Raw genomic sequence first — 13797 nt, 5'->3', positions numbered from 1 at the left:
ACCGTTTATAAATGGCCCGCGCTCCTGGAGCGATCGTTTATAAACCGCGTACGCTCTCGACAGATCGCTTATAAGCGGCGTGTGGTTCAAGAGCCGCCGCGGCCGCCTCCGCTACCGCTCGTCGCTGCCCGAGCCGTTCCCCGCGTCGTCGCCCTCTCCGTTCTCCTCGACGACGTCGACGCGGCGCGTCGATTCGTCCTTGGGGATCTCGACCTCCAGCGTCCCGTTGCGGGTGAGCGTCGCGTTCGACCCGTGCGGCGTCACGTCGGCGTCGTGCGGGAGGTCGGCGCTCCCGGACAGGGTGAGCCCGCGTCCGGGGAACATCATCTCGTAGCCCTCGTAGAAGTCCCGGAAGCGGTCGATCCGCACCTCGACGGTGTGATCGAGGAACTTCACTTGGATGTCCTCGCCGCGGACGCCGGGCGCGTCGAAGACGACGAGGTACGCCTCCTCGCTCTCCAGTAAGTCGTACGAGAGGGGTCGCTTCTCCTGCATCTTGCTCCACCCGCGACCGACGCGCTCCAGCGCCTTGCGGAACGCCGAGCGGCCGGCGTCGAGGAATCGTGTCACCCGGCTACACCTCGATCTCGGAGAGCTGGGTTCCGCCACAGTACGGACACGTTAGGTCCGCGACGGAGTGGTCGTCGGGGACGTCGTACGTGTAGTGGTTCTCGAACATGTCGAGCTCGCAATCGGCGCTCTCGCATTTGACCTCCTTCGTCGCGGGCATATACCGATCCGTTGGGTCGGGGAGGGCTTAAACGACGTGGCGGCGGTCCGGACGACGGACGGCGGCGAGCGACGTGGCGGCGGTCCGGACGACGGGCGGCGGCGAGCGACGGCGGTGCGAGGGGAGCTTACAAACCGCCGCTCCGCAGCCTCGCCGGCACGACCGTGGCCTCGGCGAGGACGACGCCGACCCCGCCGACGAACGTGCCGAGGATCAGGACGTCGCCCGCGAGACGGACCGGAACCTCGAGCACGAGCGCGGCACCGAGCGCGAGGGGGAAGCCGAGCAGTACCGCGCCGGCGAACCCGGCGAGGAGCAGGCCGCGGCGGTCCGCGGGGAGGCGGTCCCGCGCCAGCCACGCGACCGGACCGCACAGCAGGCCGGTGACGAGCGCGACGAGCGCGACGCCGACCCACGGCGCGTCGGGGGTGCCGACGAGCCGGACGCCGCTCATCCCCGCGAGCAGTCCGATCGAGAGCAGTCCGAGGGCGGTTCCCGTCGAGGGCGCTTGGAGGGCGGGCATGCCCGAGACGTCTCCTCGGCGTCCCTTAAGGGTGCGGTCGAACGGACTGAACCGGCGGATCGACCGGACCGGCCGGACCGACCATCCGCACGCGTTTTCCGTCTCGGCCGACTACGGCGGCGCATGACTGACCCGGCCGACCTCTCGGTTACGATCGTCGACGGGTACGTCGACGAGCCGGCGCACTTCGGGGTGCCGCCGTACCTCTCGACGTACCCGCGGTACACGGCCGGCGCGCTCGTCGACGCGGGCGTTCCCGAGCCGTCGATCACTTACCACACGATCGACGAACTGCGCGAGGATCGGGGCAAACACGCCGACGTCGCCGACGCGGACCTGTTCGTCTACGTCGGCGGGATGACCGTCCCGGGCAAGTACGTCGGCGGGACCCCCGCGGAGCCCGACGAGGTGCGCGAACTCGGCTGGACCGCCGACGGCGTCACCCTGCTCGGCGGGCCCGTGCGGTTCGGCGTCGGCGAGGAGAACGCGGGCGCACAGGAGACGGAGCGCGACGACCTCGACTACGACTTCGTCGCGAAAGGCGACGTCGAGGCCGCCGCGTACGACCTCGTCGCGAACGGGCTCGAGGGGTTCGGCGACCGCATGCGCGACAACGCGGAGGTCGACCGCTGGGCCGCGGCGGGCGCGTTCGTCGTCGAACAGCACCCGAACCACCCCGACTACCTCATCTGCGAGATGGAGACCTCCCGCGGCTGTGCGTACCGCTGTTCGTTCTGCACCGAGCCGCTGTACGGGAACCCCGCGTTCCGCGCGGCCCGCTCGGTCGTCGACGAGGTCGACGCGCTCTCGGACAGGGGGGTCGCACACTTCCGGCTCGGCCGACAGGCGGACATCCTCGCGTTCGGCGGGGACGGCGAGGCCCCGAACCCGGACGCGCTCCGCGAGCTGTACGGCGGGATCCGCACGGTCGCTCCCGACCTGGAGACGCTTCACCTCGACAACATGAACCCCGTGACGATCACGGAGTACCCCGAGCGGTCCCGCGAGGCGATCCGCGTCATCGCCGAGCACAACACCCCCGGCGACACGGCCGCGTTCGGCCTCGAGTCCGCGGATCCGGTCGTTCGTGAGGAGAACAACCTGCTCGTCTCCGCCGCGGAGTGTCTGGAGGCGGTCCGCGTCGTCAACGAGGAGGGCGGCTGGCGTCCCGGCGACCCCCCGGACGACGACGGGCTCCGCCGCGGCCCCTCCACGGGCCCGGACGCCTCGCCGCGGCTCCCGAAGCTCCTGCCCGGGATCAACCTCGTGCACGGGCTGACCGGCGAGCGTGAGGAGACGTTCGAGCACAACAAACGGTTCCTCCAGACCGTCTACGACGAGGGGCTGATGCTCCGCCGGATCAACATCCGACAGGTGATGGCGTTCGCCGGCACGGAGATGGCGGAGACGGGCGCGGAGATCGCTCACGACCACAAACGGCAGTTCAAGGCGTACAAACGCGAGGTCCGCGAGACGATCGACAACCCGATGCTCGACCGGGTCGTCCCGCCGGGAACGGTCCTCCCGGACGTCCACCTGGAGTACCACCAGGACGGCAAGACGTTCGGCCGACAGCTGGGCACGTACGCGCTCCTCGTCGCCGTCCCCGGCGAGCGCGAGCTCGGGACCGCCCTCGACGTCGCGATCACGGACCACGGCTACCGGTCGGTCACCGGCGTCCCGTACCCGATCGACGTCAACGCCGCGTCGATGGCCGAGCTCACCGCGATCCCCGGGATCAACCGCGGGACGGCGGGCGACATCGTCGTCGGCCGGCCGTACGGGACGGTCGCCGACGTCGACGCGGGGGTCGCCGACCTCACCCGGTTCGCGGTCGCGGGCGACGTCGACGCGCCGATCCCCGGAGCCGACGCCGAGGGGTTCGACCGGACCGCGGCCGGCCCCGGGACGGGGGTCACGGAGTCGACCCTCGGCCGCGGGATCTGATGGGTCCCGAGGTGGCGGACGGGCCCGACGCGGGCCGGGTCAGTCGCGTTCGGGTCCCCGTCGAGGCGCGAGTCCCCGGCGGGTCGACGAACGCGTATCTGGTCCGCTCGGCCGCCGGGACGCTCCTCGTCGACCCGGCCGCCCGAACCCCGGGACTCGACGACGCGGTCGCCGCCGTCGAGGCGGCGGGGAACCCGGTCGACGCGGTGGCGGTCACGCACACCCACACGGACCACGTCGGAGCGGTCGCGACCTACGCCGAGCGGACGGGGGCGACGGTCCACGCCCACGCGGACCACGTCGACCGGTTCCGCGCGGCGACCGGGTGCGACCCGGACGCGACGTTCCGCGACGGGGACGCGATCGGGGGACGCGACGTGATCGCGCTCGACACCCCGGGCCACGCGCCCGATCACGTCGCGTTCGTCGTGCCGGAGGGCGGCGGGACGGGGGACGTGGGTTCCGCAAGCGACGACCCCGGGGCGCGGACGGTCCTCGTCGGCGACCTCGCGTTCGCGACCGGCAGCGTCGCCGTCGCGGTCCCCGACGGCGACCTCTCGGCGTACCTCGAGAGCCTCGAGCGGGTTCGGGGACTCGACGCGGCCCGACTGTATCCGGGCCACGGCCCGCCGATCGAGGACCCGGGTGCGACCTGCGACCGACTCGTTAGGCACCGACTCGACCGCGAGCGACGGGTGCTCGCGGCGATCGAGGGCGGTGCGGGAGACGTTGCCACCGTCGTCGACGCCGCCTACGACAAGGACCTGACCGGCGTCGAGGCGCTCGCGCGCGGGACGGTCGTCGCACACGTCCGGAAGCTCGTCGCGGACGGGCGGGTGGCGGCCGACTGGGGTGAGGCTGGATCGGGTGCGGATGGTCCCGGCGCGGACGGATTGGACGCGGATGGACTGGACGCGGACGGACTGGACGCGGACGGCCAGGGTTCGGACGGTCCGAACGCCGGCGACTCGTGACCGGTGACCCTCGTCGGTTTGGCCTTCGAGTGTGTTTGGCGGCGTTTGGGTGTGTTCGACGGTGTTCGCGCGCGTTCAGCGGCGGGAGACGTCCGCGCGGCGATCCGTCACGACCCCGTGTTTCGCGTCGGCGACGGATCCCGGCACCCCACCGTCCTCGTATCGCGAGCCGAGCGACGCGACCAGGGCGTCACGGACGCACGCGCGGGCGTTCGCCCCGACGGCCGTCGCCGACCCCGAGAACTCGGTCGGCTCCCCGCCGGGGTTGGACCCGACGACGATCGCGTCGCTCGTCGTCCCCGGGAAGCCGGTCGTCGCGAGCAACGTCGCCGCCTTCGCCTCCGCCGCGACGGCGACGAGGTTCGCGAGCGCCCCGGGCGCGAGGTCGCGGGTCGTCCCGACGAGGAGGTTCACCGTCCCGACCGGCGGATGGCGGCGGTCGGCATTCCCTTCGCCGTCGTCGCGATCGGTCGCGTCACGAGCGATCGCATCCTGAGCGACCGCATCATGAGCGGCCGCGTCGCGGCGGGCCGACCCCGCCACGGGAAGCGCGGCCGGGTTCGACACCCCGGCGGTCGAAACGGCGGTGACCGTCCCGAGGCGCGCGACCCGGGCGTGTCGCTGGTCGACGCCGGTGAGCAGTCCCGGATCGGTGGATCCGATCGCGAACCCCGCGGCGGCGGCCCGCCCCTCCACGTACGCCCGGAGGTCACGGGCCCCCTCGTCGCCCCACCCCTCGGGAACGGTCACGTTGTACGCGGCGTCGGAGGTCCGGACGCCGCCGTCGAAGCCGGTCGAGAGGAACCGAACGGGGCCGGCCGGTCGAGCGAACCGACACACCCCGTCGGCGACGTCGACGTCGAAGCCGCGGTCGCTCATACCGCGAGCGCGTCGAGCAGCCGGTCGTTCTCGGCCGGGCGGCGCACCGCGGTCCTGAGGTGGTTGTCGAGCCGGTTGAACGTCCGGGCGTCCCGGAGGACGACCCCCGCCTCGCGGGCGGCGTCGAGCACGTCGTCGGGGTCGTCCGCCCCGACGTCGAACAGCAGATAGGGAGCGTCCGACGGGTAGACGTCCCAGCGGGCGGAGAGCCGCGTCGCCATCCGGTCGCGCTCCTCGGCGACGCGCTCGCGGGTGCGCTCGACGAACGCCTCCTGCTCGAGACAGTGGGTGCCGACGGCCGTCGCCGGCGTCGACAGCCCCCACGATACCCGCGCCGCGTCGAGCCGGTCCCGAAGCCGTCCCGTCGCGGCGAGGAACCCCGCCCTGAGCCCGGGGAGGCCGAACATCTTCGTGAGCGAGCGCGCGACGACGACGCCGGGCTCGCCCGCGAGCGATGCCCGCGGGGTGAAATCGAGGAACGCCTCGTCGACGAACAGCGTCGTCCCGGCCACACGGCAGCGCTCCGCGAGCGCGAGCAGGTCACAGGTCTCCGCCGTCTCGCCGGTCGGGTTGTTCGGGTTGCAGACGACGACCATGTCGTACTCGCTCGGGTCGTCGACCTCGACCACCTCGTCGTGAGCGATCCCCACCGGCGTCGCCCCCTGCAGGCGGATCTCGCGCTCGTACTCGCCGAAGGAAGGTTCGGGAACGAGCACGGCGTCGCCCTCGCCGATCGAGACGGAGAACAGCAGCCGCATCCCGTCCATCGCGCCCGCCGACGGGATCACTTCCTTCGGTTCACAGCCGACGTACGCGGCCGCGGCCGAGCGGAACTCGCCGTAGTCGTCGGCCGGGTAGCGGCGCGAGACCGACAGCGCCGCGTCGTAGACGGGTGCGACACCCGGCGGCCGTTCCGGGTTGGTGTTCGCGCTGAAATCGATCACGCGCGGGTCGTCGGTCCCGCCGTGTGGAACGCGGTTCACGTCGTCCAGCGCGTTCGGGTCCATATCCTCAGTGGAATGCCGGCAAGACTACTAAATCCTGCGGCTTCCGGAACTGTGGGATCGTGGTTCTCGAGGGTTTGGAGCCGTCATTCCCGTGGAACGTGCTCGCGGGCGGCGGCCAGGTCCGCCGGCCGGTTCACGTTGACCGCGACCGACCCGCGCTCCCACACGACGACCTCGTCGTCGCCGTCCCCGACGACGTTCAGTCCGGCGGGCGCGACCGTCCGGCCGTCGTGGACGAACGAGGTGTCCACGCTCACGCCACGGTCGCGCTTCGTCGCGGCCGGGACACACACCGACACCGAACGCGGCGACGTCGTCTCCGAGCACGGGGACGTCGACTCCGAGCACGGTCCCGACGAGCCGTCCGCCAGCGAGACCGATAGGGCGGCGACGTCGTCGACGTCGCGGGCGCGGAGCAGCGGGAGGTCGGCGACGACGGAGACTGCGGGACCGTCGACGGCGTCGAGCCCGCGCCGGAGGTCGGCGACGTACCCCTCGCCGGACCCGACGACCACCTCGAGCGGGACCGCCACCGCGTCGGCGAGCCGCCCGTCGAGGCGTGCGACCGTCGCAGGTGTGTGGGGCGAGGCAACTGCGACCACCCGCTCGACTCGGCTCCCGGCGAGCGCGTCGAGCACGCGGTCGATCATCGGTCGACCGCCGACCCTGACCAGCGGCTTCTCCGTCTCGCCGCCGAGCCGGGTGCCGCGGCCGCCGCACAACAGGACGGCCTCGCGGGGCGGTGTCGCCGGCCCGTCGGCATGCCCCGCGTCACCGGCATGCCCCGCATCGCCGACACGCCCCACATCGCCGACACGCCCCGAATCGCCCACACGGTCCGCGTCGTTCAGACGATCGCCCACGCGATCACCCCCGCGTGGAGCGCGACGGCACGGCCGAGCTCGTTCGCCGCGCCGAGGACGTCGCCGCTGACCCCGCCGAGCCACGGACGCACGCGAACGAGCAGCAGGAGCGCGACGGCCGGCCCGGCGAGTAAGGCCGCGAGCACGACCCGGAACGCCCCGGCCGGCGGGGCGAGCAGGACGGTCGCCGACAGCAGCGCCACCGGGACCAGCGACGCCGGGCCGACCGCGGTCGCGAACGCCGCCCCGAGCCCCTCGTGGGCCGGCCGACCGAGACAGACCAGGAGCGCCATCCCGGCCTTCGCGCCGACCTCGGCCGCGAGCACGACCCGGAACGCGACGGTTCCGACGCCGGACGCGCCGCCGGCGAAGCCCGTCGCCAGCGCGAGCGCCCCCAGGGTCGTGGCGAGGAGCGTCACCCCGAGCGCGAGCGCGCCGCCGACGCCGAGCGCCGAGTCCTTCAGGACCGCCCCCCGGCGCTCCGGGTCGTGGACGGCGACGGCGTCGCCCAGGTCGGCGAGCCCGTCGGCGTGGGTGACCCCGCCGACGACGTACAGCGCGACGAGGTAGAGCGCCGCCGCGGTCCACGGGGAGGGAGCGAGGAACGCCAGCCCGGCGAGCACGCCGACGACCGCGCCGACGACCGGCAACGTCCACGGCGACCGCCGGAACGAGTCCCAGTCGGCCGGCCGGCCGCCAGGGACGGGGATCCGCGTGAGAAAGGTGATCGCGCCACGCAACGCCGGAACCGGGCGGGCGGGTCCGCTCGGAGGCGTCACCTCGGAACGGACGTCGTCGGTACCGGTGGCGTCGGCGCCGTTGCTGTCGCCGTCACTGTCGCGATCGTCGTCATCGCCGTCATCGCCGTCGTTTCCGCTGCCGTCGTCTCCGTCGTTTCCCCCGCCGTCGATTCCGTCGTTTCCGCTGCCGCCCCTCATAGCGCGACCACCGCCACGGTCAGGGCGACCCCCAGCCAGCCCGCACGGGAGACGAGCCGGACCCCGTCCCGCGCGGCGGCGCTCGTGGGAAGATCACGGCCGTCGAACAGGACGTACGCGCCGGGTTTCTCGAGCCGGACGTCGAGCACCGCCGCGGCCGTCGCCATCGGCCAGCCGGAGTTCGGCGAGGACGGCTCGTGGGCCGCGGTCCGCGCTCGCCGGAGAGTAGTGACGACCGCCGTCGGCCGCCCGACGACGGCGAGAAGCAGCGCCGCGATCCGCGCGGGGATCCACATCACCGCGTCGTCCAGCCGGGCCGGCCCCCACCCGGCCCGGCGATGGGGATACCCCAGCATCGAGTCGAGGGTGTTGACTCCCTTCACCCACGCGGCCGCGCCCGCCGCGAGCGCGAGGGTTCCCGTCGTGGCCACCCCCGTCGCCTCCGCGACGACCGCGACGAGGGCGAACGCGGACAGCGGGGCGATCAGGCCGTCGGCCAGGTTCTCGGCGGCGCTCTCGACCGCGGCCGACCGGACCTCCCCGGCGCTCAACCCGCCCGCGTCCCTCCCGGCCAGCGCCCGGAGCCGGTCGCGTGCGATCTCGAGGTCCGTGTCCGTGAGGGCGACGACGTCGCTCGCGACGTCGGTCAGCAGTCGATGGCTCGAGCAGCCGAACAGGACCCCGGCGGCGACGACGGCGGCGAGCCGCGCGTCGAGCGATGCGACGGCGTGCACGCTCCCCCACGCGAGCCCGGCGAACGCGAGGGGGAGGACCGCCGCGACCGCCACACCGACGAAACGAGTGTCGGGTGCGCGCTCGTCGACGGCGGCGACGGCGCGGCCGAGCCACGCGACGGGGTGGACGCGTGCCGGCGGCTCGGCCACGGTTCGGTCGAGGGCGGCGGCGAGCGCGACGGCACCCCCCGCCGCGAGGCTCACGGCTCGGCCTCCAACTCGCCGGCGAGCGCCGTGAGCGGGGTCTCCGTCACGTCGATGAATCGCCCGCCCACCTCGACGACGCCGCCGTCCGCGGTCGCGTCGTCGCCGACGTGTGTGAGCGCGGCCGGGTCGACGTCGAGCGACGCGGCGGCCGCCTCGAACGCCTTCCGGTGTGGCTTCCGCCAGCCGCAGCCGACGCTCGTGGTGACGGCGTCGAACTCGCCGCGCAGCCCCGCGCGGATCAGCGTCCGCGGGACCAACTCGGGCACCGCACAGTTCGAGAGGAGGCCGACCGGCCCGCGCGCCGCCGCCGCGCGGATCGCCTCCACGGCCCCGTCACGTCGGGTGACGTTCGGATCGAACGCGGCGACGACCGCGTGCCGGGCGACGTTCCCCGGGGCGTCGACGCCGCGCGACGCCAGCGCCCGCGCGACGTGGGCCGGCAGGGGGACTTCCGCTCCCGGCGGCGCGTCGACGTGGCGTTCGCCGTAGGCGACGTGCCAGTCGTCGGGGACGTCGACGCCGCGCGACTCCAGCTCGCGGGCGACGACTTCCGCCGGGTCCGACGGGTAGTCGACGTCGACGAGCGTGCCGAACAGGTCGAAGGTAACTGCCACGATACGCACGGATACGGTCAAAACGTGATTGAAGCTGTCGGTCGCGGCGGGTGATGACGGGCGGTCGTCCTCATCCTCGATCGACCCGATCTCACCGCCGATTCCGATCCTTCACCGCCGATCCGAAGATCTCCGCTTCCGACGACTCCCCGACCGGTCGGGACTCACGTGAGGGCTGGGAGGAGGTGCAGGATATAAAAGCGGTAGAGCCCGGTCACCCACGCGCAGAGCCAGAGGATCATGAAGCCGGCGACGCCGACCCGAAGCCGGCTCCGCCAGTGACCCATGTTCTCGTGGAGGTCGTCGATGTCGGCGTCGGGGTCGTGATACGCGCCGGACCCGTGTTTCGCCTGGAAGATCCGAACGATCCCCGTGAGCGCGAAGACGAGCAGCGCGTACGCTTGCAGCCCGAAGAAGGCGTGTATCACCGCGTCGCCGGTCATCTGACCGAGGATCCGCGGGAGCATCCACGTCACGACGGGGACCGTCGTCAGCGACAGCCCGACGGCGATGTACTTCAAGTGATGCGTCAACACGTTCCACGTCACCGTCTCGGCGTCGATCATGATCCACGCGCCGTAGAGCAGGAACGGGAGGCTCGCGGTCACCGACAGCCCCGCCGCCGCCGCGATGACCGACTCGTCGACCATGAGCGACGTTCGGCCCGCGGCGCGTAAAACTCCCCGATCCCGGCGAGCGGGATGATTCAGCGACGCGACTTATAAGCGCTCGTCGGGCGAAAGCCGTTAGCGTCCGGAACGCGTAGCCCCGGACGATGGACGACGCCCCGACGCGATCGGAGCCCGACGCCACCGATCGGAACGACGGTACGGAGCCGAGCGGCGTCGAAAGCGAGGATCGCCCCGATCCCGACGCGGAGCTCGAGGCCCTCCGGGAGCGGGTGGACGCCGAGTACGACTTCGACGACTTCGGGCCCTCGGACATGGCTCGGATGAGCGCCGACGAGTGGGACGCCGCCTTCGACCCCGACACGTGGATCACGGGCGACGAGCTGCTCGACCGCGCCGAGGACGAGTTGAAGTCACGGATCGCCCGCCGGGAGGTGTTCGGGATCCTCGAACGCGTTCGCGAGGACGGGCGCGAGCGCGTGCTCGTCTACTCCGACGAGGGCTACGCGATCGTCGACCCGAGCGGCGAAGTGACCGGTCGCGGGACGGTGCTGCGCGACGTCGAACCCATCGTCGCGCTGGCGGCGATGGAGGAGTACGACGTCCCGGAGCCGCCGGACGACTGGTCGCTCCCGCATCCGGACACCGTGCCGCAGGGGTCCGGCGAGTTCGGAAACCTGATGATCCAGGCCATCGCCGCCATCCAGCTGCTCGCGGGCGTGGCGCTGCTCGGGTCGTGGCTGTTCCTCGGCGTCGAGACGATCGTCGCGCCCGCGGTCGGGCTGTTGTTTCTCCTCGTCGGCGTCTTCCTGTTCGCGATGGTCGCGAACGCCCGCCTCTCCGATCGGTTCCGCGCGGAGGAGTACCGCGAGCGGCTGCGGGCGCTTCGCGACGCGGAGGAGCGGCCGGCGTTCGTCCCCGTCGACGGACCCGCCGTGAACGACGACGACGGTGAGCGATGAAACGCCCGAAAACGGGGGACACAGGGCCTATCCTGTCTCCCCATCGGTCGGTGTTAGTCGGTGGGTTTAAGCGCGCGCCGTCCTGACGGTGATCCGTATGAAACGGCGGGAATTCGTGCGAACGGCCGGCGGTGCCACCGCCGCGGTCGCCGCCTCGACCGCAGCGACCGGCACGGTCTCGGCCGAGGAAAGCCCCGACTTCGAGGGCTATCTCGACGGCGTCGACGGGGGGTATGAGGACCTCCGCGGCCAGGACGAGGTCGTCGTCGACGTCGGTGCCGAGGGGAACGGAGGCGACCTCGCCTTCTCCCCGGCCGGGATCTGGATCGACGAGGGAACGACGGTTCGCTGGGTGTGGACCGGTGGCGGAGGCGCACACAACGTCGTCGCCGACGAGGAGAACACCGACTTCGAGAACGACCACTCCGACATCGACAGCGGGAGCCCGGTCGACGAGGAGGGGTACGAGTACGAGTACACCTTCGATGACGGCGGCCGGACCGGCTACGTCTGTGCGCCCCACCGTGGGGTCAACATGTTCGGTGCCGTCGCCGTCGGCGACGAGGTTCCGGTCATCGAGCCGGGGCCGGACGACGGCTGGCCCGAGGACCCCGGCCAGTGGGGCGTGCCGATCCACGCCCACTGGGTCGGCGTCGCCTCGGTGTTCGGCATCGTGTTGACGTTCGTCTTCACGTTCTACATGCTGAAGTACGGCGAGTCCGCACACACCGGCCACGGGGGGAACCGATGAGCTCCAGCGGCTCCTCGTACGGCGACATTCACCGGTACGAACCCGCCCGCGAGAGCACGACGGCCGCCATCGCCATCGTCCTGTTGACGGTCATCGAGGTCGTCTTCGTCTTCCTGTTCGTCTACGGGCTGATGTTCGGTTGGGCGTCGACCGAGTTCGGCAACATGTACATGGGTGCGCTGCTCGCGCTCATCTTCATCGACCTCGGGTTCATCCTCCTGTTGTACCGCAAGGAGTTCCTCCCCGACGTCATGATCGTCAAGAAACGCCGCCGCAAGTGGGAGGACCTCTACGTGCGCGAAGAGCAGAAGGACGGCGTCGAACTCGAAGCCGGTGACGCGTGGGACACGGTGAAACGCGCGATCTACCCGTACTACAAGCGGTGACACCACAATGAGCCTCAAGAAACAAGACGAGATGGACCACAACGCGTGGCTCAAGCGACAGGACCTCACGGTCATCGAGACCGCGTTCCTCACCACGCTCATCTGGCTCGACAAGCGCCTCCGCATCGTCGACTACCTCGAGCTGCTGGAGACGATGTACTACCGCGCGAACCTCCAGATGCCGAAGAGCCACACCGAACAGTACGACCTCGACAACAAGTTCTGGTACTGGTACCCCCTGTACTCGCTCGGATCGCTCTCGATCGTCGCCTATCTGGTGGCGGCCGTCTCCGGCGCGCTGCTCGGGTTCTACTACTCCCCGTCGACCGCCGGTATGGCCGCACAGGGCGACCCGACGGCCGCGTACGACTCCGTCGTCGAGATCATGCAGGACGTGCAGTTCGGGTTCATGCTCCGCTCGATCCACCGCTGGTCCGCCCAGTTCATGGTGGCGGCGGTGTTCCTCCACATGCTGCGCGTCTACTTCACCGGCTCCTACAAGGAGCCCCGCGAGGTCAACTGGATCCTCGGCATCGTGCTCATCGGCCTGACGCTGCTGTTCGGGTTCTCAGGGTACGTGCTGCCGTGGAAGCAGCTGTCCTTCTGGGCGGCACAGATCGGCGTCGAGATGGCCCTCGCGACCCCGTTGGTGGGTGAGTGGGTGGCCCAACTCCTGTTCGGCGGGTTCACGCTCGGACAGGCGACGCTCGTGAGAATGTACATCCTGCACGTGTTCGTGTTGCCGTTCGTGGTCACGGCGCTCATCGCGCTCCACGTCGGCATCGTCTGGGTGCAGGGCATCGCGGAGCCGCACTAATCCAATGACCGACGACAACCACGCTACGACCGACTCGCCCGGCGACGCCGAGCGAGCCCTGACCGACGGTGGCACCGACGAGGAAGCGCGCACGGACGGTGGACCTCCGGCCACGGTGCCGCCGGACGACGAGACGCCGACGTGGTCCGAGCGGAAGGAGCACACGCAGGGGCTCTCACAGCTCACCTACCAGTACTTCGAGCGCTCGCGCCGCGAGGACGAGGACCTCCGAGCCGAGTCGACGTACGTCGAGCGCGACGTGTTGGGATTCCCGACGTGGCCCCACGAGACCATCCGCAACCTCGCGATCTCGAGCTTCTTCATCGGCGTCATGCTGCTCGTCTCGGCGCTGTTACCGCCGCACTTCGGCGCGCCCGCGAATCCCGGTTCGACGCCCGCGATCATCCTTCCTGACTGGTACCTCTACTGGTCGTTCGGGCTGCTCCACCTCGACCCGATCAACCCCGAACTCGCGGTGCTCGGCGGCGACAAGGTCATGTCCGACGAGCTGTACGGGCTCGTCACGCACGGCGTGATCTTCGGGTTCATCGGGCTCGTCCCGTTCCTGAACAAGGGAAGCGCTCGCCGACCGGTCGAGGAGCCGCTCTGGGCGGCGATCGGGGTCTCCGGCGTGATCTTCTCGGTCACGATCGGCATCCTCGCCATCCAGAACCTCGTCCCGATCGAGCTCGACCTCCTGTTGAACCTCGTGTTCCTGCTCCCGGTGCTCGGCGCGATCGTGACGTACGCCGTCCTGAAAACGATGCGCGAGGGGTACATGTACGACCTCAACCGGCGGTACTACATGCTGCGGCCGCCCAAATAACGTCACACGA

17 protein-coding genes are annotated in these 13797 nt (G+C 71.2%); 7 read left to right on the top strand and 10 right to left on the bottom strand.

Translation table 11 applies throughout. The features are described from left to right. Positions 1-111 precede the first annotated feature (111 nt). The 3 genes from GRS48_RS09865 to GRS48_RS09860 all read right to left on the bottom strand — a co-directional run bounded on the left by GRS48_RS09865 (position 112) and on the right by GRS48_RS09860 (position 1253). The gene (locus tag GRS48_RS09865) at positions 112-570 is read right to left on the bottom strand and encodes an Hsp20/alpha crystallin family protein (protein WP_321168384.1); all 459 of its coding nucleotides are present in this window, start codon (positions 568-570) and stop codon (positions 112-114) included. 4 nt (positions 571-574) lie between these two features. After that, positions 575-730, bottom strand: coding sequence for a hypothetical protein (locus GRS48_RS15085; protein WP_200840248.1), 156 nt, complete (start codon positions 728-730; stop codon positions 575-577). 127 nt (positions 731-857) lie between these two features. Then, complete coding sequence (locus GRS48_RS09860; protein WP_159485992.1) at positions 858-1253, bottom strand: hypothetical protein; 396 nt, start codon at positions 1251-1253, stop codon at positions 858-860. A gap of 123 nt (positions 1254-1376) precedes the next feature. Here GRS48_RS09860 and GRS48_RS09855 point away from each other — a divergent pair, with 123 nt between their 5' ends. Next, complete coding sequence (locus GRS48_RS09855) at positions 1377-3200, top strand: radical SAM protein (RefSeq protein WP_159485990.1); 1824 nt, start codon at positions 1377-1379, stop codon at positions 3198-3200. Next, positions 3200-4174: an MBL fold metallo-hydrolase gene (locus tag GRS48_RS09850; protein WP_159485988.1), complete on the top strand. Its 975-nt coding sequence runs from the start codon at positions 3200-3202 to the stop codon at positions 4172-4174. The genes GRS48_RS09855 and GRS48_RS09850 overlap by 1 nt, the downstream gene beginning before the upstream one ends. Positions 4175-4249: 75 nt before the next feature. On the opposite strand, the gene GRS48_RS09845 is transcribed toward GRS48_RS09850, so the two are convergent. The 7 genes from GRS48_RS09845 to GRS48_RS09815 all read right to left on the bottom strand — a co-directional run bounded on the left by GRS48_RS09845 (position 4250) and on the right by GRS48_RS09815 (position 10066). Continuing rightward, the gene (locus GRS48_RS09845; RefSeq protein ID WP_159485986.1) at positions 4250-5053 is read right to left on the bottom strand and encodes an adenosylcobinamide amidohydrolase; all 804 of its coding nucleotides are present in this window, start codon (positions 5051-5053) and stop codon (positions 4250-4252) included. Next, a complete protein-coding gene (locus tag GRS48_RS09840) occupies positions 5050-6060 on the bottom strand; it encodes a histidinol-phosphate transaminase (RefSeq protein ID WP_159485984.1) in 1011 nt (336 codons plus the stop codon). The genes GRS48_RS09845 and GRS48_RS09840 overlap by 4 nt, the downstream gene beginning before the upstream one ends. A gap of 83 nt (positions 6061-6143) precedes the next feature. Next, a complete protein-coding gene (locus tag GRS48_RS09835) occupies positions 6144-6866 on the bottom strand; it encodes an NTP transferase domain-containing protein (RefSeq protein ID WP_321168383.1) in 723 nt (240 codons plus the stop codon). 41 nt (positions 6867-6907) lie between these two features. Continuing rightward, the gene (cobS, locus tag GRS48_RS09830) at positions 6908-7861 is read right to left on the bottom strand and encodes an adenosylcobinamide-GDP ribazoletransferase (RefSeq protein ID WP_200840247.1); all 954 of its coding nucleotides are present in this window, start codon (positions 7859-7861) and stop codon (positions 6908-6910) included. Next, positions 7858-8799 (bottom strand): CobD/CbiB family cobalamin biosynthesis protein, encoded by a 942-nt coding sequence (locus GRS48_RS09825; RefSeq protein WP_321168382.1) that lies wholly within the window; start codon positions 8797-8799, stop codon positions 7858-7860. Before GRS48_RS09825 ends, cobS begins: the two co-directional genes overlap by 4 nt. Next, the gene (locus GRS48_RS09820) at positions 8796-9416 is read right to left on the bottom strand and encodes an HAD family hydrolase (protein ID WP_321168381.1); all 621 of its coding nucleotides are present in this window, start codon (positions 9414-9416) and stop codon (positions 8796-8798) included. Before GRS48_RS09820 ends, GRS48_RS09825 begins: the two co-directional genes overlap by 4 nt. A 164-nt stretch (positions 9417-9580) precedes the next feature. Then, positions 9581-10066, bottom strand: coding sequence for a hypothetical protein (locus GRS48_RS09815; protein ID WP_159485980.1), 486 nt, complete (start codon positions 10064-10066; stop codon positions 9581-9583). A gap of 125 nt (positions 10067-10191) precedes the next feature. Here GRS48_RS09815 and GRS48_RS09810 point away from each other — a divergent pair, with 125 nt between their 5' ends. The 5 genes from GRS48_RS09810 (at position 10192) to GRS48_RS09790 (ending at position 13787) form a co-directional block, all read left to right on the top strand. After that, positions 10192-11007 (top strand): hypothetical protein, encoded by an 816-nt coding sequence (locus GRS48_RS09810; protein WP_159485978.1) that lies wholly within the window; start codon positions 10192-10194, stop codon positions 11005-11007. Positions 11008-11104: 97 nt separating this feature from the next. Next, entirely contained in the window at positions 11105-11758 is a 654-nt protein-coding gene (locus GRS48_RS09805; RefSeq protein ID WP_159485976.1) for a halocyanin domain-containing protein, read from the top strand. Beyond that, a complete protein-coding gene (locus GRS48_RS09800; protein ID WP_159485974.1) occupies positions 11755-12144 on the top strand; it encodes a hypothetical protein in 390 nt (129 codons plus the stop codon). Before GRS48_RS09805 ends, GRS48_RS09800 begins: the two co-directional genes overlap by 4 nt. A gap of 7 nt (positions 12145-12151) precedes the next feature. Further along, complete coding sequence (locus GRS48_RS09795; RefSeq protein WP_159485972.1) at positions 12152-12961, top strand: cytochrome bc complex cytochrome b subunit; 810 nt, start codon at positions 12152-12154, stop codon at positions 12959-12961. Positions 12962-12965: 4 nt separating this feature from the next. Continuing rightward, positions 12966-13787, top strand: coding sequence for a cytochrome bc complex cytochrome b subunit (locus GRS48_RS09790; RefSeq protein ID WP_159485970.1), 822 nt, complete (start codon positions 12966-12968; stop codon positions 13785-13787). Positions 13788-13797 lie beyond the last annotated feature (10 nt).

It is taken from the genome of Halorubrum sp. JWXQ-INN 858 (assembly GCF_009806985.1).
In the GTDB taxonomy this organism is placed as follows: Archaea; Halobacteriota; Halobacteria; order Halobacteriales; family Haloferacaceae; genus Halorubrum.
This window is presented reverse-complemented; position numbering and strand designations above follow the sequence as displayed.